This window comes from Bordetella petrii (assembly GCF_000067205.1).
Taxonomy (GTDB): domain Bacteria; phylum Pseudomonadota; class Gammaproteobacteria; order Burkholderiales; family Burkholderiaceae_B; genus Bordetella_A; species Bordetella_A petrii.
The window spans coordinates 3,987,538-4,011,931 of the sequence record NC_010170.1 but is presented as its reverse complement, the minus strand read 5'-3'; the positions used below and the strand labels follow the sequence as shown (position 1 = coordinate 4,011,931).

The 24,394-nt window shown below is 59.3% G+C and carries 24 protein-coding genes and 1 pseudogene; 12 read left to right on the top strand and 13 right to left on the bottom strand.

Annotated elements, in window-relative coordinates:
- Nucleotides 1-5 precede the first annotated feature (5 nt).
- The 4 genes from BPET_RS19300 to BPET_RS19285 all read left to right on the top strand — a co-directional run bounded on the left by BPET_RS19300 (nucleotide 6) and on the right by BPET_RS19285 (nucleotide 3,635).
- Nucleotides 6-929: an NAD(P)-dependent oxidoreductase gene (locus tag BPET_RS19300; protein WP_012250695.1), complete on the top strand. Its 924-nt coding sequence runs from the start codon at nucleotides 6-8 to the stop codon at nucleotides 927-929.
- Nucleotides 926-1,276, top strand: a complete 351-nt coding sequence (locus BPET_RS19295; protein ID WP_012250694.1) for a RidA family protein — start codon at nucleotides 926-928, stop codon at nucleotides 1,274-1,276. Before BPET_RS19300 ends, BPET_RS19295 begins: the two co-directional genes overlap by 4 nt.
- A 35-nt stretch (nucleotides 1,277-1,311) precedes the next feature.
- The gene (locus tag BPET_RS19290; protein ID WP_012250693.1) at nucleotides 1,312-2,541 is read left to right on the top strand and encodes a pyridoxal phosphate-dependent aminotransferase; all 1,230 of its coding nucleotides are present in this window, start codon (nucleotides 1,312-1,314) and stop codon (nucleotides 2,539-2,541) included.
- 104 nt (nucleotides 2,542-2,645) lie between these two features.
- The gene (locus tag BPET_RS19285; RefSeq protein ID WP_012250692.1) at nucleotides 2,646-3,635 is read left to right on the top strand and encodes a Bug family tripartite tricarboxylate transporter substrate binding protein; all 990 of its coding nucleotides are present in this window, start codon (nucleotides 2,646-2,648) and stop codon (nucleotides 3,633-3,635) included.
- Nucleotides 3,636-3,794: 159 nt separating this feature from the next.
- Here BPET_RS19285 and BPET_RS19280 read toward each other — a convergent pair whose 3' ends face one another.
- From BPET_RS19280 to BPET_RS27580, 5 genes are all read right to left on the bottom strand, one after another.
- Entirely contained in the window at nucleotides 3,795-4,199 is a 405-nt protein-coding gene (locus BPET_RS19280; protein WP_012250691.1) for a CopD family protein, read from the bottom strand.
- 136 nt (nucleotides 4,200-4,335) lie between these two features.
- Complete coding sequence (locus tag BPET_RS19275) at nucleotides 4,336-5,388, bottom strand: nucleotidyl transferase AbiEii/AbiGii toxin family protein (RefSeq protein WP_012250690.1); 1,053 nt, start codon at nucleotides 5,386-5,388, stop codon at nucleotides 4,336-4,338.
- Nucleotides 5,385-6,083: a DUF6088 family protein gene (locus BPET_RS19270; RefSeq protein ID WP_012250689.1), complete on the bottom strand. Its 699-nt coding sequence runs from the start codon at nucleotides 6,081-6,083 to the stop codon at nucleotides 5,385-5,387. The genes BPET_RS19275 and BPET_RS19270 overlap by 4 nt, the downstream gene beginning before the upstream one ends.
- A 110-nt stretch (nucleotides 6,084-6,193) precedes the next feature.
- Nucleotides 6,194-6,448, bottom strand: a complete 255-nt coding sequence (locus BPET_RS19265) for a helix-turn-helix transcriptional regulator (RefSeq protein WP_012250688.1) — start codon at nucleotides 6,446-6,448, stop codon at nucleotides 6,194-6,196.
- Between the two features lie 707 nt (nucleotides 6,449-7,155).
- Nucleotides 7,156-7,506: a helix-turn-helix domain-containing protein gene (locus BPET_RS27580; protein ID WP_012250687.1), complete on the bottom strand. Its 351-nt coding sequence runs from the start codon at nucleotides 7,504-7,506 to the stop codon at nucleotides 7,156-7,158.
- Between the two features lie 611 nt (nucleotides 7,507-8,117).
- Here BPET_RS27580 and BPET_RS27630 point away from each other — a divergent pair.
- Entirely contained in the window at nucleotides 8,118-8,771 is a 654-nt protein-coding gene (locus BPET_RS27630; RefSeq protein ID WP_012250686.1) for a pseudouridine synthase, read from the top strand.
- A gap of 285 nt (nucleotides 8,772-9,056) precedes the next feature.
- Here BPET_RS27630 and BPET_RS26115 read toward each other — a convergent pair.
- The 7 genes and pseudogenes from BPET_RS26115 to BPET_RS19220 form a co-directional block, all read right to left on the bottom strand.
- Nucleotides 9,057-9,467 (bottom strand): annotated as a pseudogene (locus tag BPET_RS26115) (acyl-CoA dehydrogenase); the annotation flags it as partial.
- Between the two features lie 29 nt (nucleotides 9,468-9,496).
- Nucleotides 9,497-10,429, bottom strand: a complete 933-nt coding sequence (locus BPET_RS19245) for an electron transfer flavoprotein subunit alpha/FixB family protein (RefSeq protein ID WP_012250683.1) — start codon at nucleotides 10,427-10,429, stop codon at nucleotides 9,497-9,499.
- Between the two features lie 16 nt (nucleotides 10,430-10,445).
- Nucleotides 10,446-11,195, bottom strand: coding sequence for an electron transfer flavoprotein subunit beta/FixA family protein (locus BPET_RS19240; RefSeq protein WP_012250682.1), 750 nt, complete (start codon nucleotides 11,193-11,195; stop codon nucleotides 10,446-10,448).
- Nucleotides 11,196-11,386: 191 nt separating this feature from the next.
- Entirely contained in the window at nucleotides 11,387-11,983 is a 597-nt protein-coding gene (locus tag BPET_RS19235; protein WP_012250681.1) for a flavin reductase family protein, read from the bottom strand.
- Nucleotides 11,967-13,025 carry a CaiB/BaiF CoA transferase family protein gene (locus BPET_RS19230; RefSeq protein WP_012250680.1) on the bottom strand — a complete coding sequence of 353 codons (1,059 nt, stop codon included), beginning with the start codon at nucleotides 13,023-13,025 and terminating at the stop codon, nucleotides 11,967-11,969. Before BPET_RS19230 ends, BPET_RS19235 begins: the two co-directional genes overlap by 17 nt.
- Nucleotides 13,026-13,038: 13 nt before the next feature.
- Nucleotides 13,039-14,007: a Bug family tripartite tricarboxylate transporter substrate binding protein gene (locus tag BPET_RS19225; RefSeq protein ID WP_012250679.1), complete on the bottom strand. Its 969-nt coding sequence runs from the start codon at nucleotides 14,005-14,007 to the stop codon at nucleotides 13,039-13,041.
- A gap of 45 nt (nucleotides 14,008-14,052) precedes the next feature.
- Complete coding sequence (locus tag BPET_RS19220; protein WP_012250678.1) at nucleotides 14,053-16,176, bottom strand: acetate--CoA ligase family protein; 2,124 nt, start codon at nucleotides 16,174-16,176, stop codon at nucleotides 14,053-14,055.
- A gap of 176 nt (nucleotides 16,177-16,352) precedes the next feature.
- On the opposite strand from BPET_RS19220, the gene BPET_RS19215 reads away from it, so the two are divergent.
- The 6 genes from BPET_RS19215 (at nucleotide 16,353) to BPET_RS19190 (ending at nucleotide 22,449) form a co-directional block, all read left to right on the top strand.
- The gene (locus tag BPET_RS19215; protein WP_012250677.1) at nucleotides 16,353-17,105 is read left to right on the top strand and encodes an SDR family NAD(P)-dependent oxidoreductase; all 753 of its coding nucleotides are present in this window, start codon (nucleotides 16,353-16,355) and stop codon (nucleotides 17,103-17,105) included.
- 43 nt (nucleotides 17,106-17,148) lie between these two features.
- On the top strand, nucleotides 17,149-18,315 hold the full coding sequence (locus BPET_RS19210; protein WP_012250676.1) for an acyl-CoA dehydrogenase family protein: 1,167 nt from the start codon (nucleotides 17,149-17,151) through the stop codon (nucleotides 18,313-18,315).
- The gene (locus tag BPET_RS19205) at nucleotides 18,312-18,818 is read left to right on the top strand and encodes a MaoC family dehydratase (protein ID WP_012250675.1); all 507 of its coding nucleotides are present in this window, start codon (nucleotides 18,312-18,314) and stop codon (nucleotides 18,816-18,818) included. The genes BPET_RS19210 and BPET_RS19205 overlap by 4 nt, the downstream gene beginning before the upstream one ends.
- A gap of 13 nt (nucleotides 18,819-18,831) precedes the next feature.
- Nucleotides 18,832-19,620, top strand: coding sequence for a citryl-CoA lyase (locus tag BPET_RS19200; protein ID WP_012250674.1), 789 nt, complete (start codon nucleotides 18,832-18,834; stop codon nucleotides 19,618-19,620).
- A 50-nt stretch (nucleotides 19,621-19,670) separates the two neighbouring features.
- Nucleotides 19,671-20,450, top strand: a complete 780-nt coding sequence (locus BPET_RS19195; protein WP_012250673.1) for an IclR family transcriptional regulator — start codon at nucleotides 19,671-19,673, stop codon at nucleotides 20,448-20,450.
- A gap of 181 nt (nucleotides 20,451-20,631) precedes the next feature.
- On the top strand, nucleotides 20,632-22,449 hold the full coding sequence (locus BPET_RS19190; RefSeq protein ID WP_012250672.1) for an acyl-CoA dehydrogenase: 1,818 nt from the start codon (nucleotides 20,632-20,634) through the stop codon (nucleotides 22,447-22,449).
- A 132-nt stretch (nucleotides 22,450-22,581) separates the two neighbouring features.
- Here BPET_RS19190 and BPET_RS27625 read toward each other — a convergent pair whose 3' ends face one another.
- Nucleotides 22,582-22,971, bottom strand: a complete 390-nt coding sequence (locus BPET_RS27625; protein WP_151208977.1) for a hypothetical protein — start codon at nucleotides 22,969-22,971, stop codon at nucleotides 22,582-22,584.
- A gap of 226 nt (nucleotides 22,972-23,197) precedes the next feature.
- Between BPET_RS27625 and BPET_RS19180 the strand changes: the two genes are divergently transcribed.
- Nucleotides 23,198-24,372, top strand: a protein-coding gene (locus tag BPET_RS19180; protein ID WP_085970191.1) for an IS3 family transposase whose coding sequence is annotated in 2 segments (ribosomal slippage) — nucleotides 23,198-23,447 and nucleotides 23,447-24,372 — 1,176 coding nt in all. Because the reading frame shifts where the segments join, the coding sequence is not laid out codon by codon here.
- The last annotated feature ends 22 nt before the right edge of the window (nucleotides 24,373-24,394 follow it).

Sequence of the window (24,394 nt, the reverse complement as noted above, 5' to 3'; positions counted from 1 at the left end):
CCGTCATGAAAGCTGTTTTTGTCGATGCCAACCCCACTTTGTCGGCCGTGGCCGAGCGCCTGCACCGCGCCGACGACCCGCAACTGGTCATCAACCGCCAGCCCGACATCACATCCGAGCAGCTGCCGGCAGTGCTGGGCAATGCCGAAATCGCCATCATCGACCATACCCACCTGCCCACCGACATCGCGCGCCAGTGCGCCGGCTTGAAGCACGTGGTGTTCCTGGGCACCGGCGCGCGTTCTTATATGAACCCCGAAGAGCTGGCCGAGGCCGGCATCGAGGTGCACATCATCAAGGGCTACGGCGATACGGCGGTGGCCGAATGCGCATTCGCGCTGATGTGGGCGGCGGCCAAGGGGTTCGCCCGCATGGACCGCGCCATGCGCGTCGGCAACTGGCTGCGTTCCGACGCGGTGCAGCTGACTGGCAAGACGCTGGGTCTGGTGGGCTTTGGCGGCATCGCGGCCGAAATGGCGCGGCTGGCGGCCGGCGCGGGCATGCAGGTCATCGCCTGGAACCGCAGCCCCAAGACGCATCCGGGTGTGCGTTTCGTCGAACTCGATGAACTGCTGGCGGCCAGCGACGTGGTATCGATGCACCTGCTGCTTACCGACGAGACGCGCGGCATCATCTCGCGCGAGCGCATCGCGCGCATGCGCGACGGCGCCATCCTGGTCAATACCGCGCGCGGCGCGCTGGTCGATGAAGACGCCATGATCCAGGCGCTGGAGTCGGGCAAGCTGGGCCATGCCGCCCTGGACGTGTTCGTGACCGAACCCATGCCCGCCGGCCACCCGCTGACGCGGCTGGACAACGTTACGTTGTCGGCGCACTCGGCGTTCCGCACGCCCGAGGCCAGCGACAACCTGATCCAGGCGGCGTTGAACCACTGCCGTCGCATTTCGGGCCAGGGGCAGCAACAATGACCGACATTACCCGCCTCGACCAGAACGCCCGCCGTTCGCGCGCGGTCATCCACAACGGCACGGTTTACCTGGCCGGCCACACGGCCGACGATCGCGACGCCGACGTGGCGGGCCAGACGCGCCAGGTGCTGGCCAAGATCGACGAAATGCTGGCCGCCGCCGGCACCGACAAGTCCAAGGCGCTGAACGTCACCATCTGGCTGCAGCGCATGGCCGACTTCCACGCCATGAACGAAGTCTATGATGCCTGGATCGCGCCGGGCCACGCGCCCGCGCGCTGTTGCGGCGCCGTCGAGCTGGCGGCGCCCGACATCCTGGTCGAGATCATGGTCACGGCCGCGCTGTAGGCGCGGCGGTCTTTTCATACGGATTCGAGCAAAGCATGTCTACCGATCTTACACAGGCGCCGGCCTTCCGGCGGGCTCGCCGCATCGCCAGCATCGCGGTGTCCGAGATTCTGCGCATCGGCGCGCGCGCCGCGCAGCTCAAGCGCGAAGGGCGCGACGTCATCGTGCTGGGCGCGGGCGAGCCCGACTTCGACACGCCGGACAACGTCAAGGAAGCGGCCATCCGCGCGATGCGCGCCGGCGACACCAAGTACACGCTGCTGGACGGCACGCTGGCGCTGAAAGCGGCCATCGCGCGCAAGTTCGAGCGCGACAACGGCCTGTCGTACGGCCTGGACGAAATCACCGTGGGAGCAGGCGCCAAGCAGGTGATCCACAACGCGCTGATGGCCACCCTGGACGAGGGCGACGAAGTCGTGGTCGGCGTGCCCTACTGGACGTCGTACGCCGACATGATCGCCATCGCGGGCGGCAAAACCGTCGAGGTGGCCTGCCGCGAAGACAACGGCTTTCGCATGGCGCCGGCCGACCTGGAACGCGCCATCACGCCGCGCACGCGCTGGGTCATGCTGAACTCTCCGTCCAACCCCACGGGCGCGGCCTACGCCGAGGCCGACCTGCGCGGGCTGGCCGACGTGCTGCTGCGTCATCCGCATGTGTGGCTGATCTGCGACGACATCTACGAACACCTGATCTACGGCGACTTCGCTTTCCGCACCATGGCGCAGGTCGAGCCGCGCCTGAAGGCGCGCACGCTGACGATCAATGGCCTGTCCAAGGCCTACGCCATGACGGGCTGGCGCATCGGCTACGGCGGCGGCCCGAAAGAACTGATCGGCGCGATGGCGGTGGTGCAGAGCCAGAGTACGTCGAACCCGTGCTCCATCAGCCAGGCCGCCGCTATCGAGGCGCTGGACGGCCCGCAGGATGTGCTGGCCGAACGGCGTGCGTCGTTCCAGGCGCGCCGCGACCTGGTGGTGGACGGACTCAACGCCATCGATGGCCTGGCCTGCCGGCGCCCCGAGGGCGCCTTTTATACCTATGCCAGCTGCGCGGGCGTGCTGGGCCGCCGCACGCCGGGCGGCCAGCGTCTGGAGACCGACGCCGACTTCTGCCAGTACCTGCTGCAGGATCACGACGTGGCCATGGTGCCGGGCACGGTGTTCGGGCTGGCGCCGTATTTCCGCATCAGCTATGCCACCTCGCAGGCGCAACTGCAAACGGCGCTGGACCGCATTGCGCGGGCCGTGGCGCTGTTGTCTTGATGCACGCCGGGGTTTGCCCGTGGGCGGCCCCGTTGACACCAGAAACCATTGCCTGTCCGAAAACAGGCAGTTCATCGCAGCACAACTTCAAAAGGGGAATAACCATGTTGCGTATCTTGAGCATTGCCACCTTGGCCGCCGCGACCCTGGCCGCCGCCGCGCCGGCGGCCGCCCAGGACAAATGGCCGTCGCGGCCCATCGTCATCGTCGGCGGCTTTCCGAACGGTTCGGGCGTAGACCTGTACGCGCGCAAGCTGGGCCAGGGCATGACCGAGACCCTGGGCGTGCCCATCGTGGTGGAAGCTCGAACGGGGGCCGGCGGCAATGTGGCGTCCGATGTGGTGTCGCGCGCCGAGCCCGACGGCTATACCTTTTTGTTCGGCACCGCGGGCACGCACGCCATCAACGCCGCGCTGTACAAGAGCCTGAGCTTCGATGTGTGGAACGATTTCACTCACATTGCGCTGCTGGGCGACGTGCCCAACGTGCTGCTGGTCAATCCCAAGAAGCATCCCGACGTCAAGACCTGCAAAGACTTGCTGGCGCTGGCGCGCAAGAATCCCGGCAAGATGAACTACTCGTCTACCGGCAACGGTACGTCGGGTCACCTGGCCGGCGCGCAATTCACGCACCAGGCCAAGGTCGACATCGTGCACGTGCCGTATCGCGGCCAGGGTCCGGCCATGACGGCGCTGCTGTCGGGCGAAGTGGATTTCTTCTTTAACCAGAGCGCGCCCAGCATTGCGGCGGTGAAGGCCGGCCAGGTGCGCGCGCTGGGCGTAACCACCTCCAAGCCACTCGAGGCGCTGCCCGGCGTGCCCACGGTGGCCGAGGGCTGCGGACTGCCTGGCTATGAAAGCAGCACCTGGTATGGCCTGTTCGGCCCCGCCAAGCTGCCGGCCGACATCCAGAAGCGTTTCAGCGACGCCGTCATCCAGGAAATGTCCAAGCCCGAATTCCAGCGCTGGCTGATCGACGTGCAGGGCATCACGCCGCCGGCTGACCCCAGCCCGGCCGCCTTCGAACAGGTGCACAAGGCCGACATCAAGCGCTGGGCCGACGTGGTGAAATTGTCGGGCGCGAAGGTGGACTAAGAGGGCACGCCCACAGGTGTCTGACACCCGCAGGGAGTCAGACACCGAAATGCAGGCCAGCTATTTCTAGCGTATTGGTGTCTGACACCCTGCGGGTGTCAGACACCTGGCAATGCATTGCTCAATTGGATGGGGTTTGCGCGAGAACGCTGCGGTTCATCAGCCCAACACGACCACGGCGACCGCCAGCAGGCCCAATGCCAGGTTGACCGCCACCCAGGTCTTGATCGATCCCATGGCGGCGCCGGCGGCGGGCCACTGGCCGGCCTGCACGGCATTGGCCAGGCGCGGATACAGCGCGTAGCGAATATGCCCGAATATGGCGGCCATGACGACGCCCAGCACTGCCATGGCCGCCCAGGCCGGCGGCATGTGAAAGCTGCCGCCCGATTCGGCCGCCTGGCGGGCCGAGCGGTCGATCATCCAGGCCCCGCTGGCCAGGGCCGCCGCCACCGACCACAGCACGGCCTTCAGAAAGCGGCCCAGCACGTCGCGCATCAGTTGCAGCCGCTGGGGCGGAATCGAATAGATCCGGGAAAGCCAGTATCTGTGGGCTTTCTCCATCGAATGGGAACGGTGGGGTACAAGCTGGGGTACAGGTGCTAAAAAACAACGAAAGCGGCCCGTGGTTCGATTCCAAGTTGCTTCGGCCAGCAGTATCTCTGTGAATTGCAGAGTATGCCATGTGCTTACAATCCGCTCACTTCAGATGCGTATTCAAGCGTTCCTCCAGGTCAGCGACGACTTGAAGCACATCTCCGATAGCAGGAAGCGGCCCGAAGATCATACCGCTCATCGCTTCGTAGTCTCGGGCCAGTGTCTCGTGCATCGAGTGCGACGGGGCGAGGGTAAAGGAGCCATGTGCTGCCGTGTCCAGCCGGAGGTCCGCACCGCCGAAGAACAGCCGGGCATGTTGCGCACAGTCTTGTGCCAGGGTGCGATCAGCCATCCATGCGTCGGCGTCGGGGTGCTGCAAGAGCCGGTGCACGTCGTAATAGTGCCGGGAGACACGTTGACCGCCGTGGCGCAGTAGCCCTCTGCGATCATGCCATTGGCGCAGGCCATGCAGGATGATGATCTTGTCCCAGAAGGTGCGTTCTGGCTTGACTGTTGTCACGTTGCGCACTGCCATATCCAAATCGGGCAGATCGTTGGCAACGTAGGGAGACACAACGGCAGCTTCATGCGGATCTAAGGCAGATTTTGCCCCCGCCTCAATTTTTACGGCGGAACGGATATAGTTATAGTCGCCGGGGGTGGCCGTCACGGCGGGGTACCAGAACAGCAGCGTCTGCTGGTCGGGATCGTCCGGGTCCAGTTCCAAATGGAAGCGGTCGGCAGGTATGACCTGAGCTGCGATAGCATGGAGCCGCGTTGTCATATCGTCAGCAATATAGCGCTGGCAGGCGGTGCGGATGCGGTCCAGCCGGATACGGCGTTGCTTGCCGCTCAGCGCGTCCAGTTCTGCAGTTTCAGCGGGTTCACCAATGTCTTCGCGGAATACGGTGATGTCGATGTCCTCGGAGAACCTGAAAATCAAGCTGTATGCCTTGGACAACGATGTACCGCCTTTGAACAGCAGGCGAGGGCCGTCTGGCGGCAGGCCGTTGAATAGTACGTCCAGCGTCCAGCACACCCAGAAGTCTTTTTCGACATTTTGCACAGCCGTGCCCAGACGAGCGGCCGTTGTCAGGAACAGGCCGCGCCGTTCATCGTCGGCGGCCTGGATGATGGTATGAAAGTTCGGGTTCATGCAAAAGTGTCGGTGTGCGTCCGGCCGTTGGTGGCGCTGAGTGGCGCTGTAGAGCCTTCGACGCCGGTTGCAGCACAGCCCGGCAGTTCGCGCACGATGGCCTGCATCCACGCGGGCAATGTATGGAAACCTGCTAGTAAGTCCTGGCGTATGGCTTCGCCTCGCTCGGAACTTTCCAGCAGCTTTGACAGCCGTTTGATGATTCGGGGTTTGTCAGCGGGTAGGGTGTCCTTGAGCCAGTACAGCGCCTGTACGACCCGCATGGCGGGTCGCCCGGCCCAATACAGGCGGCTTGGCGCCGTGAGCTTGAACGTGATGGTCAGATTATCAAGTTGAATGGTGCGTCGGCGTGCATCGGTGTGGATGATGACGTTCGCTGGCACGGCATCCGTCAGGCCAAGGTCGTTGGCTGCGGTCATTCCATCGACAAGCAGACGCAGTTGATCGCGCCGCGCGATGGCGTCCACGACGGCGCGGTAATCTGGGGGTGTTGCCTGTTTGGTCAGGCTGTTTACTTTGGGTCTGTCGTACAGTCCACGGTCGATACGGCGCAATTGGCCCGCCGTGAGCAGGCGTTGGAGCGCCTTGTCCACGGCGTCTCTGCCGCCAAGTTGGGAAAAGTCGGCTGGCACCCATACCTGGTCGGGCCCGGCTGCATCAATGTGAGTCATGATCTGCGTCTTGAGATCGTTCATGGCGGCACCTCTGTCCGATATTTGTAGCTCTTTTTCGGACAAAGGGCAAGTCCGTCCGAAATTTGTGTACGATTTTCAGACGGACTCCAAAAGATCAATGCCGCAATGGCCTAACTGACAAGTGCCTTGTTGCGCTCGATGAGCGCGTGTAGGCTGGCTGCTGTGATTCCGCTGGACCGTTTGCCTATCTTGATCAGTACTAACTCGCCTTCATTGACCAGCCGATAGATAGTTGATCGGGATACCCCAAGCTTGGCTTCGGCCGTGTGAATCCGGTAGAGAAGTGCTTGGTCGGGTGGTTGCTGGGTATGGTATCTGGTTGACGGGTGGCCAAAAATTTGTGGCTGGACCTGCTGTTCCTTCATTTCTTCCTCCATTGGACCTTGGGAAGCACCCTGGGAGAACGGGGCTCAGGATGCTTTCCAAAGCAGGCGCGACCCGCGCCTTCGTGGACGGCCCTCCAAGATGCCGCGATGGGGGCCGGATGCTTCGATCATTCTCGGCGGAGCCCGCCGCTGGCCCGCTGCTGCGGTTCGGCGGGATGCCGAGAACTGCGGTCTTTGCCGCTGTCATCAACGGATTACGCGCCATCCGTCGAGGGTGGCCTGCCTTTGGTGGCAGTGCCGGCGTCCGTGGGTACGGATCGTCACCAGTTCCCCCAGTTTGCGCCAGTCTCTACCGGCCCGGGGGAGTGATGATTTTTCACCTGTTTTGCTCCTACCCAGGTGCCTGTCGCCCCGCAGTATGCTGACGACTCGGGTAGCCGCGCACTCGCACCGCCCGTCGTGGGGCAGGGCGCGGTATTCATCGGTGTTGCGTTGTTAAAGAGCAGGCTTGGTGCAATCATTACGTATCTATTTAGAAGAGTCAATACAAAACTAATATGAACGAGTCATATGGGTCATGTAAATTTGTAGAAGGTACGCTTAATCTGATTCGGAATGAATCAAATCGGATCGCTCTGACCCGTTGTAGGCCGAAGGCCAGCCTGCGGGATTTCTGTAGCTTTTCAGCGACTATCTAGAAGCGACGGCTGGCTGCGGCGACTCGTTTCTGCAGCTGTCTAGTTGCCTTATTCTGTTTTGCCGTCGCCGCTGTTCCTGCCATGCTTAGAGAGCTTCATCTCGATGTAATCGCCAATGTCTTCCAAGACCAGCGTTGGCAACTTTGATACGGATTCCCGAGATATTCCAGGCCATGGCCACTCATCCTCGAACATTTCCCCTTCTCCGGTAACGAGCCACTCGGCGCGGACTCGAAGGGCTGCAGCGATCCATACTATGTGGCGTGAGGACTCGCTTCGGCCGCTTTCTATATGTGCGATGGCACCCTGGGTCAGGGGAGCCTGAACCAGACCGGCCAACGCTTCTTGGGTTAGGCCTCGTTTCGTACGTGCGATACGTAGGCGCTCGCCGATGCTCATGATGTCGAGGGTCAGGGGTTTTTTCCAGTAGTTTGATACATTATGACATGACGGTGAATCAATATATGACTGTCAATAAAATACTTAACTAATAAAATTACATGATTAATCATATGGCTGAATCCAATTTGGGTCATTGTGACAGCTAACGGCACAGCATGAGAGGCAAAGATTGTAAAGACAACGACCTTTCTTTACGGGAGACCGCACTACCAGCCGTCAGCATGCAGCGCGCCGTGACCAGCTTGTGGCGGATCAGCTGAACGCAGATGGGAAATGTCGCGTGTGAGTATCAGCTTTCTGATTCGACCGCCGCTCTGGAGCAGGATAGGCTTGCTTTCGGCACGAGGCGATACGAGCCATAGGAATCAGGAGTGCTGCTAGCGTACTGAATATTGCGTCGCTGGAACACTACTTCGAACCGGGTTGCGTCGGCCGTCGAGCTGGCGCTGACTCGGCTTCTATGGGTCTCCACAATAATTTTCACGATAGCTAAGCCGAGCCCCGAGCCTTCCCTATACAAGTCGTCACTGTCATCGCTACCATGCAGCTGGCCTGGTTGACCGCCCGAATGTTCGATCGACAGATTGCCTTACAAAGCCGCAGGGTCAATGATTCTTGATGCCGTGTTTTGGAGGTTGTTGACCGCACGCTTGGCATACATCGCACAATGGCGGGTGGAATACTCGGCCACACCGAGATCCAGGATCGCCATCGGCGATGGTAGATTTATTGGGTGTCGGCGTGCGGGTGGTTGTGCCGAGATCTGGCGGCGGACCCGATCCGTTCAGATCTTGCGCGGCCCCGTGATGGCAGGCGTCATGGCTGGAGTCGTCGCCTGGGCCATCGCGGGCGGGGTGCTCGCTTTATTGCTGTGCTCCGCGCCGCCTTTGCCAGACCTGCTTCGAAGGCATTCACTGGGCATCGAATTAAATCGTGCGCGGAAACCCTTCGTTCGGCGTGCTCGGCAAGCAACGGTCGACACGCCGAGCTTGTTGATGCTCAACAAGCCTTTCGACGCTCTGGCTCAGCTCAGCGACGACCAAGGCCGGGCTACGCTTAAAGACTTTGTAGACGTCTCGGACTTCTACCCAGCCGGGCGGCTGGATCGAGATAGCGAAGGCTTGCTTCTACTGACCAATGACGGACGTTGCAATCGCGAATTGCAGATCCTCGGCACAATATTCCCGAGACCTACTGGGCTCAAGTGGAAGGCGAACCAAGCGCAGAGCAGCTGCAGCGTTTGTGGAACGGCGTGCAGTTGAAAGACGAGCCGACTTTGCTGGCGCTGGCGCGGTTCATCGATGCCCCCTAGATTTGGCCTAGGACGCCGCTGGTTCGGTTCCGCAAACGCATTCCCACCGCCTGGCTCGAACTGCCTATACGAGAAGGCCGCAACCGTCAGATGCGGCGAATGACTTCTGCGGTAGCCCTGCCCGGCTTACGCTTGGTGCGAATCCGAATCGGCCCCTGTGTGCTGTAAGGACTGCCCCCGAGGCAGTGGCGCAAGCTCCGCCCAACGAGCTGGGAATTTTGACGTTGTTCAAAAAAGTGATCAATGCTTCAATCGCGCCGTCGGTCAGCAGCGGGCACAGCCAAAACTGAGATTGGAGCTGTTGAAGATTCCCAGGCACGCCGCACCCATGGTTTTCGGCAAGCCTTGGCCACCAAATTCCGGTGCGTGTTGCAAGCCCTGCCACCCGCCTTCGGCGTACTGCCGGAAAGTCTGCTTGAAGCCGGGGCTGGTGGTCACCTCGCCGGCATTCCACGTGGCGGGCTTGGTGTCGCCCACGACGTTCAGCTGCGCGATGGCTTCTTCACCGAACCGCGCATTCTTTGAGCACGGCTTGAGCCGTATCCAGATCCGCGTCTTCAAAGCGCGGCATCTGGGCCAACGTGTCGATTTCCGCCAAATGCTCGATGTTGAACAGAAGGTCCTTGACGGGGGCTTTGTAGTTGATAGGTGTTTCCCGGAAAGTACGGCGGGCAGTTAGATTTTTTCGATCAATTCCGGGACAGCGATGAACAAGTCGGCTACCAGGCCGTAGTCCGCCACCGAAAAGATTGGGGCTTCTGCGTCCTTGTTGATGGCCACGATGACCTTCGAGTCCTTTATGCCGGCTAGGTGCTGGATGGCGCCGCTGATACCTACAGCGATATACAGGTCTGGTGCCACGACCTTGCCGGTCTGCCCTACCTGCAAATCGTTGGGAACGTACCCAGCGTCGACGGCGGCACGGCTCGCACCGATAGCCGCCTTCAGCTTGTCGGCCAGCGGCGTGATGACATCTTGAAATTTTTCTTGGCTACCCAGGGCGCGACCACCCGAAACTATGATACGGGCGGATGTCAGCTCGGGGCGGTCGCTCTTGCTTTCCTCGCGACCAACAAGGCGGCTCTTACCCGAATCTGCCGTTGCCGTCACTGCTTCGACGGCGGCTGACCCGCCGGTTGCTGCCGCTTCATCAAAGCTGGTGGCCCGCACGGTGATGACTTTCCGAGAGTCCAGGCTCTGCACGGTAGCGATTGCATTGCCGGCATAAATGGGGCGCTCGAAGGTGTCGTCGCTCAGCACTTTAGTGATTTCGCTGATCTGCGACACATCCAGCTTGGCGGCTACGCGTGGCGCCACGTTCTTGCCGGTCGAGGTAGCGGGGAACAGGAAGTGGCTGTAGCCGTCGGCTATGGCGAGCACCTGTGCAGTGAGATTCTCTGCCAGAGCATGAGCCAGGGATTCACCGTCGGCGTGCAGCACTTTGGATACGCCCTGGATTTGTGCGGCAGTTTGAGCGACGCTTGCGGCTTGATGACCGGCAACCAGCACATGGATTTCACCACCCAGAGCGGCGGCGGCTGCGACGGTGCAGAGCGTGGCGGGCTTCAGCACACTGTTGTCGTGTTCGGCAATAACGAGAGTTATCATGGTGGACCTCTTCCTATCAGATGATCTTGGCTTCGTTCTTGAGCTTGTCGAGCAATGCGGCGACATCCGGCACCGTAATGCCCGCGCTGCGCTGGGGCGGCTCGGTAACCTTGAGGACCTTCACTCGAGGGCTGATATCGACACCCAGGTCGAAGGGGGTGACCGATTCCAGTGGTTTCTTTTTGGCCTTCATGATGTTGGGCAATGTGACGTAGCGCGGTTCGTTCAGGCGCAGGTCTGTGGTGACGACCGCGGGTAGCGATACCGTAAGGGTTTCCCGCCCGCTGTCGACCTCCCGGGTGACCGTGGCCGTGTCGCCGTCGAGTTGCACCTTGGATGCAAAGGTGGCCTGCGAAAAATCCGCCAAGGCAGCAAGCATCTGGCCGGTCTGGTTGGCATCGTTGTCGATTGCTTGTTTGCCAATTAGCACCAGTCGCGGTTGCTCTTTGTCGACGAGTGCCTTCAGCACCTTGGCCACGGCAAGCGGCTCCAGTTCTTCTGCGGTTTCGACTAGGATTGCGCGATCGGCGCCGATCGCGAGCGCCGTTCGGAGAGTCTCCTGAGCCTGAACCACCCCCACGGAAACGGCGATCACCTCGGTGACAGCATCATTTTCCCGCAGGCGTACGGCTTCTTCCACCGCAATTTCATCGAAAGGGTTCATGCTGTGCTTGATGTTGGCGGTGTCCACACCGCTTCCATCGGATTTCACGTGCACCTTGACGTCTTTGTCGATCACGCGTTTGACAGGAACAAGGATTTTCATGCTATTTCCAATATGTGTTGAATTGCGTTATTGAACCTGGACGTCGGCGATCCTGACCGCCTCGCCCCACTTGTCGTATTCGGATTGATGAAATCACCGAACTGCGCGCCGCTCATGTGATCAGTCACAGCGCCGTATTTGTCCATTTGCCGCGCCCAGTCTCCTTGTATTTAAGCCCTAGGGATGGAAGGCTATGTAAAGGGCTGCATGCGGGGTTGTAGTCCCGCGTACCACTGCCCTCCCAGTCGGCATAGTGGGTCAAGCAGCCTACCGTCGATTTTTCCATCCTGCATGCATTGATCGGAAAGATGGAAGTTGACGACCTCGCCGACGATGAGGCGCGTCTTGAAGCGTCCGAATTCCAAGCAATCGGCCAATACGCATTCAAGATGGACGGGGCTGGCGGCGACGCTGCGTGGGCGCACTACCTGGCTGGGCATCATTTCTATGCCCAGCGCTGCGGCTTCGTCGATGCCGGCGGCAAAGCGCGCTGAAGATGCATGCATCTTGTCCATGAGCGCGACCGTGACGAAGTTGATCACGAACTCCTTGGTGCTAAGAATGTTTGCGGCAGTATCCTTGTCCTGTTCCTGTGCTGCGCTGATGCTCAGGGCGACCAGAGGCGGTACTGTCGATACCAGCGTGTAGAAACTGAAAGGAGCCAGGTTGGCGGAGCCCTGCGCGTCTTCTGTCGACACCCAGGCGATGGGGCGCGGCACTATGCATGAGGTCATAAAGCGATAGATTTCGCGTGGACTGAGTTCTGCAGGGTCAAGGCTGGTGTACATGAGTCATGTCCACCGGATAACGGAGAAATTTGGCATCTTTCCCGACCAGTCCACGGCTGCGGACGTGTTCGGATTCCAGGAGCTGCGACGGGAGTACCAAAGGGGAGATCGGCACGTCGGCGTTCTGCAGCAACTCAATGGCCTGCTGTTCGGAAAGCTGATGAATTCGGGCGGCGATGGCATCGTTGATGCGGTCGGCCATGAGAGCGCGCTGTGCGTACGTTGCATAGCCCTCGAACTGGTCAAGTGACAGGGCGTTCTTGAGCCTGGTCCAGAAGTGGTCCTCAAGCGCACCGATGGCGACATGGCCGCCGTCGTTCGTGCTGAAGACGCCGTATCCTGGCTTGCTCAATACCTCGCTGCGCTGCTCGGCCAAGGTAGCCTGGCCCGCCCATCCGAACTGTCCCAGGCGTGGGTTCATCCAGTGGGCGACGCAGTCGGTCAGAGACACATCGAGATAGCGGCCCTGGTTCGTGAGCGCGCGGGCAAGTAGTGCGGCCAGCGTGCTGGACAGTGCGTACATGGCGCCGGCAAGATCCGCCACCGAAAGACCTGCACCGGAGGCGGGAAACTCGCGGTCACTTCCGCCGAGCGCCAGGGCACCAGCCATCGCCAGATAGTTCAGGTCATGCCCCGGCAGTTTCGAGTTGGGTCCCGTTTGGCCATAACCACTTAGCGACACATAAACGATACGCGGATTCAGAGTGCGTACTTCATCGTAACCCAGCCCCAGGCGGGCCATTACGCCGGGGCGGTAGCCCTCTACCAGAACATCCGCCGTTCTCACCAAGGATCGTGCCTGTTCCAGGCCAGCTTGATCCTTGAGGTTCAGCATGATCGATTGCTTGCCTCGATTGACCGACTCGAAAATGCCGGGATACAACAGACGGGCACTGTCGCCGTTCGGCGGTCGTTCTACTTTGGTGACCGTGGCACCAAGTTCCTGAAGGTTCTGGGTGAAGAACGGCCCAGGCAGCAGTTCGGAAAAATCAAGAACCTGCAGGCCTGCCAGAGGAGGTTGGGGCGTGGATGTCATAGTCATGGCTCAAATCGTCTTAGCGTCCTTTCTCTAGGCCGACAGCCTTCACGACGGCGCTCCACTTTTCGGTTTCTTCGCTGATGAAGTGGGCGAACTCGCTGCCTGGCTTGTTCAGCGTCGCGCCACCGAAGTTGGCGTAAGCCTTTGCTACATCGGGATCCGCTATGATCTTTTCAAAGGCAGTTGTGAGCGTGTCGATTGCGTCTTGGGGAGTGCCTGCGCGGACAAACGCGCCCATCCATGAAACGGAGGTCGCTTTGGGATAACCCAGCTCGGTCATCGTGGGAATATCGGGCAGGTCGGGCAGACGTGCTTCACCCGTGACGGCCACGGGTTTCAGACGGCCTTCCGTGATGCCGCCGCGCGTGGATACCAGATAATCGAAGGACAGATCCACTTGTCCGCCCATGAGATCAGTGATGGAGGGGGCACTGCCTTTGTAGGGAACGTGCGTGAAAGACACACCGGCCACATCCTGGAACAGCTCGGCGGCTAGATGAGTACCGCTACCCGTGCCGGCCGAAGAGTTGGTCAGTGCGCCTGGATTCGTTTTGGCATATTGCACCAGGGCGTCCAGAGTCTGGTAGGGTTTCTGGCTGTTGACGACCACTACATTGGGTATGGCGGTCAGCCCGTGAATGGCCACGAAGTCCTTCTGGGCGTCGTATTTCGTGCTGTCGTATATGAGCGGGTTGGTGATCTGGGTGCCTTGTGTGCCCAGGAAGATCGTATAGCCGTCCGCTGGCTGACGCAGAACGTAGTCCGCTCCAATGCTGCCCCCGGCACCCGAGCGGTTTTCCACGATGACGGTCTGGCCTAGCTCTTTTTCCAGCTTGGCTGCGGCGGTACGAGCTACGTTATCCGTGATGCCGCCCGCCGTGTACGGCACCACGAATACGATAGGTCGTTCCGGATAAGCTGCGACAGCATTGCCGGCCATCAATGTTGCGGCAATCAGAGCCGGCATTGTGAACTTTTTGATCATCTTTTGTTTCCTCCTGGTTGGTGTAAGTAATATGAGTTTGTGGAACTAGCTATTGCGCTTGCTTGCAATGAGAACGGCGTCGACCGCAATGGCACCTTCGGGGCCGACGATGACTGGATTCAGATCCAGTTCGTGTACGGATAAGGGACCTTGGATGACGAAATCCGAGACGGCGAGTAGCAGCTGGACAAGTGCTTCGATGTCTGCCGCTGCCTGGCCGCGCACGCCCTTCAACAACGTGTAGCACCGCGTTTCTGCGATCATTTCCCGAGCTTGCGCGGGTGTCAGCGGAAGCAGGCGGCGGCTGACGTCACGGAATACTTCGACAAATATCCCGCCGAGACCGAAGGTGATGACGGGGCCGAAAAGAGGGTCTTCGTGTACGCCGACAAGTGTTTCGACGCCGCGCTGAGCGATCATTTCCTCGATCAGAATTCCGTCGATGCGGGCGTGCGGATCAGCCTTGCGGACATTTTCGAGTATGCCGTGCCAGGCATCCGTGATTTCGGCATCGGTGCGCAGCCCTGTACGCACCCCGCCAATATCCGATTTGTGCAGAATGTCCTGGCTGACGATTTTTGCCACGACTGGTCCGTCGATACCAGCAGACAGATGCAGAGCTTCTTCCAGGGTGGCGGCGACGCCGCCGGTAGGCACGCGCACACCGGCACGAGCCAGAATCGATTTCGCTTCGCGCTCCGTGTAGGTTTGATAATCCTGGGCCGACTCTCCGGTTTCTGCAGACGCTTGCAAGGCCGGTTTCCATGACGAATCGAAACCCGCACGCCAGCGCCCATACTGGTTCCAACGCGAAATGGCCTTGATGGCGCGCGACAGGCTACGGAAGGGGACGAGCTCTTGCTGGACGAGTGCGTCATAGCCGCTTCCGGTCTTGTCGCTCATCCATACTGGAATGATGGGCTTATCAACTTCCGCTTGCACGCGCACCATATCGGTACACGCCGCCAATGTGGTATCGCCATATTCCATGGGGATGGGATAGAGCACGGCGTTGACGTTGGGGTCTCGTGCTACTTGCAGCAGCGAGGCGTGGCTGATGTCTTTATTCACCAGCACTTCAGCAGTCGTATCCACTGGATTATGGATGGCGGCGAAGGAAGGCAGCAGGCGGCTCAGTTCGTCCAGGGTGTTCGGCGTGAATTCCGCCAGCTTCAGTTGGGCTTCGCCGAGCATGTCGGCGGCGAGTGCGACGGTTCCGCCGGAAAAAGAATAAATGGCGACGCTCAGGTCGGTGGGTGGAACGGCACGCGCCAACAAGGCTGCGGTGTCGATCATTTCATCGATGTCGTTCACTTCTATGATGCCCAGCTGCCTGAAAGCGGTGCTGTTCACTTCGGCGCTGCCGGAAAGCGCCGCCGTGTGAGACTGCGCAGCCTTGATTCCGTATTCTGACTTGCCGACCTTGAGCGCGACGATGGGCTTACCCGAGCGTGCGGCATTGAGGGCGGCTTGCACGAAGCGCTCGGGGTCGTTGATCCCTTCCAGCAAAGTCACGATCACTTTGACTTCCGGCATGCTGACCATGTGGTTGATGTAGTCGCTGACGGTCAGGTCGGCCTCATTGCCGCTCGAACACCATAAGCCGATGCCCATACCGCGGCCGCTAGCCTGCAGGAATGTACGGCCCAGCCCGCCTCCCTGGGTGACCAGCCCGATCGGACCGGCCTTGCGATCCAGCTTGTAGGCGGGGGAAAACGTGAACCCGATTCCCCGGTTGTTGTTGACCAGACCTGGGCAGTTGGGGCCGTATACCCGTATCCCGGTTTGCCTGGTGATGTCTGTGATTTCTTGCTCCAGCCGTTTCCCTTCATCTCCGGCTTCGCTGAAACCCGAGGTCAGCACCACAGCGAACTTGATCCCTTTCTGGCCGCATTCGCGGATCACGCCGACGGCAGCGGCTGCAGGCACCACGATGACCGCCAAGTCGGGCGCGCAGGGCAATTCTGTTACTGAGCGATAGGCGCGGCGCCCCATGACTTCGTCTTTCGTGGCATTCACAAGGAATAGTTCGCCGACGAAGTCAGAGTGTTCGACTAGGTTGGTGACGGTTCGTTGGCCGATGCTGTTGGGGCGATCCGAGGCTCCGACCACGGCGACAGACCGAGGGTCGAAGAGGGCTGATAGGTTTAGAAACATGTTGCTTTCCATTAGAGCCTCAGGCATTTCTTGATTCGATGTTGTGGATGGTAGTACGAAATATTAAATTTATCAATCACTACTCGACTTATAATTCGAGATGTCGTATTATAGACCAACTTACGGATGGCAACGCTGCGTCCAACGTTCAAGAGACTATTTGATAAATTTCGATATGGTGCGGAAGTATGGATCTGAAAATTCGAGGCAAAGTTGCCCTGGTGACAGGGTCAGGCCGGGGGATTGGCGCCGAGGCAAGTCGGCAACTGGCGCAAGAAGGGGCTCGCGTAGTGATTTGCGACATCGATGTGGAAACAGCCGATGCCACTGCGCAGAACCTGCGGGATGAAGGGTTCGAGGCCATGGCTATTCAATGCGATGTCTGTGACAAGGATCAGGTACAGGCCGGCATCGATGCCGTAGTGAAGGAATGGGGCGGCGTTGATATTCTGGTGAACAATGCCGGTTTCACCCGCGACAAGTATCTGACCAAGATGTCGGAAGAAGACTGGGATTCGGTGGTCGACACCATTCTCAAGGGGGCCTTTCATTTCAGCCGTGCCGTTTTGCCGGGAATGATGGAACGCAAATGGGGACGCATCGTCAATATTGCGTCTCGTTCTGTCTTCGGCAACCCTGGTCAAACCAATTACACGACGGCGAAGTTAGGCTTGGTTGGTTTCACTCGGGCGCTTGCGCTGGAGCAGGCTCGCTTTGGCATTACAGTCAATGCGATAGCGCCCGGATTCATCGAGACGGAACTGATGCGTTCTTTGCCGACCTATCCCGAGCTGCGTGAAATGGCGTTGGCGCGCAATCCCGTCGGCTTCCTCGGAGCGCCCGAAGACATCGCGTCTTCGGTGGCCTTCCTATCCTCGGAGCATGCACGTTATATCACTGGGATCACGCTGTATGTAACAGGCGGACGTTTCTCCTCCTGAACCGCGTTAACTGACTCTTTCGTAAATAATCATCGAGACAAGCATGAATTTTGAATTCGATTCCGATCAGATCGCCCTGCGTGACAGTATTCGTCGATATATGGTCGCTGAGATTGTTCCCCGCATTGCGCTGTGCGAGCAAGAGAAGCGTATCCCGCTGGATGTGCTTCAGGGTCTGGCGCAATTCGGCTATATTGGCGGCCAGTTGCCGGAGGCAGATGGCGGCTACGATCTGGATTCCATCAATTGGGGCATGATGATGGAGGAAGCCGGCTACCATTGGGGTTCGCTGCGTACCATCATCAACATCACCAGTATCTTCCTGCGCTTGCTTAGCGAGCATGGCACCGAGCAGCAGAAAGCCAAATACATGGCTGACGTACTGGAATCGCGCAAGGCCTCATGCATTGCGATCAGCGAGCCCAACCATGGCTCTGACGTAGGCGGTATCGAGTTCAAGGCAGAGGACAAGGGCGACCATTATTTGTTGAACGGCAGCAAGCTGTGGATCACCAACGGCCACTATGCCGATTATGCAATCGTGCTTGCCAGGACTTTCAGCCCGAGTTGTGATGGCAAGTCGTCGATTTTTGTCATCGATCGTGCTGAAACCCCCTTCGATTCCCGGTTGGTGGACAAGATGGTGTTGCGGGCCTCCGGCACGTCTGAACTGACTTTTGCGGATGTGAAAGTGCCCAAGAGCGCCCTGTTGGGTACTGAAGGCACCGCCTTGAAAGAAATGCTCAAGGGTTTGAATCACGGACGCTTGAATATTGCCATGGGTGCGGTCGGCGCGGCCCAGGCTGCGCTGGACATGTCGGTTGAATATGCAAAGACGCGCAAGCAGTTTGGGCGACCGATCGGTGAATTCCAGTTGATACAGAAGCATATCGTGGACATGCTCATCCAGGTCGAGTCGGCGCGCGGCCTGGCCTACAAGGCTGCGGCTGCCGTCAAGGCAGGCAAGCCTGCGCGCGTTGAATGTTCGATCGCGAAACTGCATGCGGCGGAAGCGGCGCACAACGTGGCGCGCACTGCCATTGCCGTCCATGGCGGCCTGGGCTATTCAACGGAATATGGGCTGGAAAGAATCTTCCGAGATACCAGCGGCGGCGTCATCCCCGAGGGGACGGCGGAAGTCCAGACCCTGATCGTCGGGCGCGAACTGCTGGGCTTGTCGGCCATCAACGCCATGGAGAAAAAACAATGATCGCAAGCGAAATCTCACCGACGGATCTCGCATCCTTCCGGTATTTCTGGGAAGACCTTGAGCCGGGCATGGTATTCGAGACGGCAGGCCGCACCATCACGGCGGCTGACGTAGGTGCTTTTGCGGGTCTGAGCGGCGACTATAACCGCCTGCATACCGACGATGTCTATGCCGAAAACACGCCGTTCAAGCAGCGCATTGCCCATGGTCTACTGGTGGGTTCGATCATGTCCGGGCTGACGACGCGGACCGTGATGAATCAGTTTCTTGAACCCTCGATACTGGGGCTGCTGGAGGTTAATTTCCGCTTTCCCAAGCCGGCTTTCATCGGCGATACGATCAGCGTCAGAATCGTCGTGGCGGACCGCAAGGAAACGTCGAGCGCCGATCGCGGCATCATCGAATTCGAAAGGCAAGGCATCAACCAGCACGGCGAAACCGTATGCATCTGCATGGTCAAGATGCTGGTGGCGCGCCAGCCCGCTGATTCGCAAAATTATTGAAGGACAAGGCATCATGAAAAAGATCGAACTCAAGACTGAAATTGGATACACCACTCCTGAAGCCATTACTGTGCGGGGTGAGAACCTGGCGCAGGATCTCCTGGGGAAAATGGACTTCGTCGACATGATGATGTTCACGATCTTCGGCAAGCGCCCAAGCCAGAATGAAAAAACGATGATCAATCACATTCTCGTGACGGCCTGCGACCACGGTCTGACGCCCAGTGCAATGAGTGCGCGCCTGACTTATCTCGGTGCCCCCGAGGCGCCGCAGGCGGCTGTGGCCGCAGGCCTGCTGGGCGCGGGCAGTGTTTTCCTGGGAACCACGCAGAATTGCGCGGAGATGCTGGGTGGCGCAGCCGCCGATCTGGACGAGGATGCAGACGATGATGCCTTCCTGGCGTGCGCCCGTCGCGTGATACAGAGCAGCCGCGAGAAGAAGCAGTTCGTCTATGGGCTGGGCCATCCCATCCATATCGACGGCGATCCCCGCGTGCCGACGTTGCGCCGCCTTTCCCAGGAACTAGGCTATTTCAGTAAGCACTGGAAACTGATGGAAGCCGTGCAGAAGGCGCTTTTGCTCGACCGCCAGAAAAAACTGCCCATGAACGCCGTGGGGGCGGTTGGCTCCATCATTTGCGACATGAAGTTGGATCCGATGATTGCGCGCGGCCTGATGCTGGTCGGGCGTGCCGGGGGGTTGGTCGCCCATCTGTACGAAGAAAAAAATAATCCCGTCGGGCAGAAGATCTGGGACGTGGTGCTGGCGCAGGACGAGCGCAATATTGCTCCCCAGCGTTAACGCTCAGTACAATAGCGGCCTTGTCATCACCATTTCCGAGGTAATAGTCAATGCCGACTCTTGTCAGTGCCGCAGCTCGTGCATTGGCCGTCTTTGAAACGTTCGCGCGTGAAAAGCGCGAACTTTCGAATTCGGAACTGGCCAAGCTTCTCAACCTACCGGACAGTAGCTGTCTTGATCTCGTGTATACCTTGCATCATCTGGGCTATTTGGTCCGCTGCAAGCAGACGCGCCGTTATTACCCTTCCGGCAGGCTGATGACCGTCGCCGAGCATATCGGTGCTGAAGATCCCATCATCGTCGGCACTCAGGATGCGCTGGATTTTCTGGCTGAAAGGACGGGGGAGACGGCATACGTTGGATGTGTAGACGGGGCGGCGGTCAAGGTGGTTGCTGTAAAGGACGGTCGGCATATGCTGCGCTATGTATTGGCAGTGGGCCAGCGGGTAGCCTTGCATGCCTCAGCAATGGGCAAGGCTCTGCTGGGCATGCTGCCGGTCGACCAGGCGGCTGATATGCTGGGCGCGCGCCCCTTGCGCAAACTAACCGATACGACAGTGGTTGATATTGAACAGTTACTTGCCAGCGTCGAATGCGGTAGGCGGCGAGGCTGGTACGAAACACGCGGTGAGGGCGAGCCTGGCGCGGACGCGTTTGCCGTTTCGGGCATGCTGGGGATCGTTCCCATCGCCATTTCCATATCCGGTCCGAGTGATCGCTTCCAGGAAAATGAAGAGGCCTATGTCCGCCTTTTACTTACTGTAAGCGAGAACGTTTTCGGTGCGCGGTGTTTAGATATTGGTTTGTCGAATTCCTTGATTACCGGCTGACGACAGCTTTCTTTCAAGGGAAACGAGCAAAGCATCGCATGCGCCGCAGGCTTCCGACCTGCGGTCGGGACGTGTCCGCACGCTATGTTTTCGAGAACGTCTCGATTCGTTCACGGGCTTGCCTCCGTTTTCCACTGCTTGCCGCTATCAGATTTGACAATCTTTCATGGATGCAGAATCAATGACTTATCGTGTTCCACTTCAAGAAATCCGCTTTGCAATGAAATCTCTGGCGGGCCTGGGCGAGGTTCTCTCCTCACCAGATTTCAACGAGGCCGACGAAGAACTGATTGATGCCGTACTTGATGAAAACGCGCGCTTTGTCGAAGAGGTACTCGCGCCGCTGAATGCTATCGGAGACCGCACTCCTGCGAAATGGAACGACGGCAGCGTACGCACCTCGCCCGGCTTTCGCGCTGCCTACGCGAAGTTCGTCGAAGGCAGTTGGCAAAGCCTGCCGCATGCGCCCGATGACGGCGGCCAGGGCCTTCCGAGATTGCTGAGCGCGGCCGTAAACGAAAGCCTGCATGCGTCCAACATGTCCTTTGCGTTGTGTCCGATGCTGACGGACGGGGTGATCGACGCATTGAGCCGAGTGGCAGGCGCAGAGCAGAGGGCGCTCTATCTGCCGCATCTTCTCGAAGGTCGATGGACCGGAGCAATGAATCTGACAGAGTCGCAAGCCGGTTCCGATCTTTCGCAAATCGCAACGCGCGCGGTTCCGCAGGACGATGGAAGTTACCGTCTTTTCGGCCAGAAGATATTCATCACCTACGGCGAGCACGACTTCGCTGAAAACATCGTTCATCTCGTCCTGGCGCGCGTTCAAGGTGCGGCAGCCGGCATTTCCGGCCTGAGCCTGTTCGTCGTCCCCAAGTATTTGGTCGCTCAAGACGGTACGCTGGGGCCGCGCAACGATGTGTGGTGCGCGTCGCTGGAGCATAAACTTGGCATTCATGGTAGCCCTACGGCGATGCTACTTTTCGGAGACGGCAAAGGCGAAGTGGGACAAGGAGCGGTCGGGCATCTGATCGGAGAGGCTGGCCATGGCTTGGCCAACATGTTCATCGTGATGAATTCCGCCAGGTTCAGCGTCGGTCTGCAAGGGGTGGCGATTTCCGATCGGGCGTTTCAGCTTGCCTTGGGATATGCGAAAGAGCGCTTGCAGGGCAAGGGGCGCAGCGGGGGCTCGCAGCCCATTGCCCATCATCCCGATGTGCAGCGTATGTTGATGACCATGAAATCCTTGACGGAAAGCATGCGCGCGCTGGCTTACGCGACTGCAGCCCACCAGGATCTTTCCGTGCATCATCCCGATGCGGACATGCGTGCACGGCACGAGGCGTTTTTCGAGTTTCTGATTCCGGTTCTCAAGGGATATTGCACCGAGACCTCGCTGGAAGTAACCTCCCTTGGTATACAGGTCCATGGCGGGATGGGTTTCATAGAAGAATCTGGCGCTGCCCAGTATTATCGCGATGCCCGTATCCTTCCCATCTATGAAGGCACGACCGCCATTCAGGCGAATGACCTTGTGGGACGAAAAGTCCTTCGGCATGCGGCATTCGTTGTGCATGAGCTGTTGCGGCAAATGAATGCTGCCGGAGGGGCTCTGGACGCTGCCGCAGCCGAGCATCCCGCATATCGGGACGGCTTGCGCATCATGGCAACCGAGTTGCGTGCGGGCGCGCAGGCGTGGGAGGAGGCGACGGACTTCCTGCGACAGACAGCTGGCAAGGAAGATGATGTGGTGCTGCTCGGCAGCGTTCCTTATCTGATGTTGACTGGTGAACTGCTATGCGGCTGGCATATGGCTCGCGCCGCTTTGGCTTGTTCCGAAGCGCTCGCAGAAGGAAAGGACGACCATTTTCATGCCGACAAATTCGCAAGCTGCGTGTTCTATGCAAGCCATATTCTTCCGCGTGCCATGCAGCGTGCGCGTGCTGTGCGTTACGGCCTTGTCGTGAATCGCCATATGGCGCCGCTTTTCCAGTCCTAACGCTCGCACCGATACCCCAACTGTCGGGAGACTTCATCCGCGCAGGCCGGCGCGATGAGGGTGGAAAACGGACCATTTCTCAATACACGCCCTTTGACTTGCTTGTTGTTGTACTCCTTAGCGGGTCCGTCTCTAATTCTTTATCGGGCGGGGATGAATCCATTCCAGGGGGCTTAATTTTGGCCGCCACGCTACTTCTTCTGAACGTGGTGGTGACTTATTCCCTCGCGCAGCAAGAAGGCTGAGCAGATCATTGAAGGCTCCCCCGTCATTCTCGGGCGAAATGGTAAATGGTTTGAGCACGTACTTAAAGCGCAGCGCATTGGCAGCAGCGAGCTGGTAAGTGCGTTGCGAGAGTCGGACTGCAAGCTCGGGGACATGGCCTGTGCCATTCTTGAGGCCAAACGGGGTGATCGCCATCTTGAGTAAAGAAAGCTGATTAATTAAGACGCCGTCCGCAATTTTCGGGACGGCGTGAGTCGCTTTGGATCTTGCGCTACGTTTGTCTGCGAGTTGGTTCAATGAACGGACCAAATCAACAATTGAGTGGACTCGCAGCTGTTCAATGTTTGGCGGTCGTGTCCGGCGCGGCGTCACGCCGCACGAATTGCTGAGTAATCGTCGCGATTCGCTCGCTTAGCCACTCAGCTATGGCTTCTTCCTGAGGGAGAATGGCCTCACATGAGCTTGCCCGCAAAAAATGGATCCCTTGCTGAGTGTGTAAAACTCACGCAAGGAGGGAGGAAAGATGGGTAATCCGAGAGCTCGATATACGCAGGAATTCATGCTGGAAGCCGTGCGCATGGTCCGCGGCGGCCAGAGCATGGCGGCGGTGGCGAAGATACTGGGCATCAGCCCGAAGACGCTGCACAACTGGGTGAAGGCCGATGCCGCTGGGAAGCTGAACGGCGCAGGCAAACAGGTTTCTCCAGAACAGATGGAGATTGCCCGGCTGCGCGCGGAGTTGGCACGCGTGAAGATGGAGCGCGACATATTGGGAAAAGCCACGGCGTACTTTGCGAAGGTGTCGGCATGAAGTACGCCTGGATCGAGCTTCACAGCCGACAATGGCCGGTGTCCCTGAGCTGCCAGGTGCTGGGTGTCAGCCCCAGCGGTTACCACGCGCGCAAGGTGCGGGATGTCGATACTGACCGACCGCGCCGACGCATCAGCAACGACGCTCTGCTGGTGCACATCAAGGCCGTGCACGCTGAATCCAAAGGCGAGTACGGCTGGCCGCGCGTGTGGAAGCAACTGCTGGTCCAGGGCATTCGCGTCAGCAAGGATCGTGTCCAGCGGCTCATGAAGCTGCACGGCATCAAGGCGAAGACCAAACGCCGGTTCAAGGTCACGACCGACAGCAAACACAGCCTGCCGGTCGCACCGGACCTGCTGCAACGAGACTTCTCTCCCGCGCGTCCCGACCAGGTCTGGACTACGGACATCACGTACATCTGGACGGACGAGGGTTGGCTGTTTCTGACCGTCATTCTCGACCTGTTCAGCCGTCAGGTGGTGGGCTGGTCGATGCAGCCGCACATGCGCACGGAGCTGGTGTCTGATGCGCTGCGTATGGCGTGGTTTCGCCGCCGTCCGCAAGCGGGCCTGATCCTCCACAGTGACCGTGGCAGCCAGTATTGCAGTCATGACTTCCAGGACCTGCTCAAGGGCTACGGCATGCGCAGTTCGATGAGCCGTCGAGGCAATTGCTGGGACAACGCACCGACCGAGAGCCTGTGGGGATCGCTCAAGCGTGCACGCATCCTCGGCCAGCGCTTTGCAACGCGTCGCGAAGCGATGGACGAGGTAATCGACTGGTTGAGCTTCTACAATCATTCGCGCTTGCACTCGACGTTGGGCTACGTCAGCCCGATGCAATTCGAGCGGGACTGGTACGCCGCCCAGAACCAACGGGTGGCATAATCTCGCTCAGTTAAGGGATCCG

Excerpts from the sequence above, each read along its gene's own strand:
- BPET_RS19195 (WP_012250673.1), top strand. The coding sequence starts at position 19,671 with ATGCCGACTCTTGTCAGTGCCGCAGCTCGTGCATTGGCCGTCTTTGAA.
- BPET_RS27580 (WP_012250687.1), bottom strand. The coding sequence starts at position 7,506 with ATGAGCATCGGCGAGCGCCTACGTATCGCACGTACGAAACGAGGCCTA.
- BPET_RS19275 (WP_012250690.1), bottom strand. The coding sequence starts at position 5,388 with ATGAACCCGAACTTTCATACCATCATCCAGGCCGCCGACGATGAACGG.
- BPET_RS19220 (WP_012250678.1), bottom strand. The coding sequence starts at position 16,176 with ATGGAAAGCAACATGTTTCTAAACCTATCAGCCCTCTTCGACCCTCGG.
- BPET_RS19245 (WP_012250683.1), bottom strand. The coding sequence starts at position 10,429 with ATGATAACTCTCGTTATTGCCGAACACGACAACAGTGTGCTGAAGCCC.
- BPET_RS19235 (WP_012250681.1), bottom strand. The coding sequence starts at position 11,983 with ATGTACACCAGCCTTGACCCTGCAGAACTCAGTCCACGCGAAATCTAT.
- BPET_RS19280 (WP_012250691.1), bottom strand. The coding sequence starts at position 4,199 with ATGGAGAAAGCCCACAGATACTGGCTTTCCCGGATCTATTCGATTCCG.
- BPET_RS19205 (WP_012250675.1), top strand. The coding sequence starts at position 18,312 with ATGATCGCAAGCGAAATCTCACCGACGGATCTCGCATCCTTCCGGTAT.
- BPET_RS19290 (WP_012250693.1), top strand. The coding sequence starts at position 1,312 with ATGTCTACCGATCTTACACAGGCGCCGGCCTTCCGGCGGGCTCGCCGC.
- BPET_RS19240 (WP_012250682.1), bottom strand. The coding sequence starts at position 11,195 with ATGAAAATCCTTGTTCCTGTCAAACGCGTGATCGACAAAGACGTCAAG.
- BPET_RS27630 (WP_012250686.1), top strand. The coding sequence starts at position 8,118 with ATGATTCTTGATGCCGTGTTTTGGAGGTTGTTGACCGCACGCTTGGCA.
- BPET_RS19225 (WP_012250679.1), bottom strand. The coding sequence starts at position 14,007 with ATGATCAAAAAGTTCACAATGCCGGCTCTGATTGCCGCAACATTGATG.
- BPET_RS19270 (WP_012250689.1), bottom strand. The coding sequence starts at position 6,083 with ATGAACGATCTCAAGACGCAGATCATGACTCACATTGATGCAGCCGGG.
- BPET_RS19190 (WP_012250672.1), top strand. The coding sequence starts at position 20,632 with ATGACTTATCGTGTTCCACTTCAAGAAATCCGCTTTGCAATGAAATCT.
- BPET_RS19265 (WP_012250688.1), bottom strand. The coding sequence starts at position 6,448 with ATGAAGGAACAGCAGGTCCAGCCACAAATTTTTGGCCACCCGTCAACC.
- BPET_RS19210 (WP_012250676.1), top strand. The coding sequence starts at position 17,149 with ATGAATTTTGAATTCGATTCCGATCAGATCGCCCTGCGTGACAGTATT.
- BPET_RS19285 (WP_012250692.1), top strand. The coding sequence starts at position 2,646 with ATGTTGCGTATCTTGAGCATTGCCACCTTGGCCGCCGCGACCCTGGCC.
- BPET_RS19295 (WP_012250694.1), top strand. The coding sequence starts at position 926 with ATGACCGACATTACCCGCCTCGACCAGAACGCCCGCCGTTCGCGCGCG.
- BPET_RS19215 (WP_012250677.1), top strand. The coding sequence starts at position 16,353 with ATGGATCTGAAAATTCGAGGCAAAGTTGCCCTGGTGACAGGGTCAGGC.
- BPET_RS19230 (WP_012250680.1), bottom strand. The coding sequence starts at position 13,025 with ATGACTATGACATCCACGCCCCAACCTCCTCTGGCAGGCCTGCAGGTT.
- BPET_RS19200 (WP_012250674.1), top strand. The coding sequence starts at position 18,832 with ATGAAAAAGATCGAACTCAAGACTGAAATTGGATACACCACTCCTGAA.
- BPET_RS19300 (WP_012250695.1), top strand. The coding sequence starts at position 6 with ATGAAAGCTGTTTTTGTCGATGCCAACCCCACTTTGTCGGCCGTGGCC.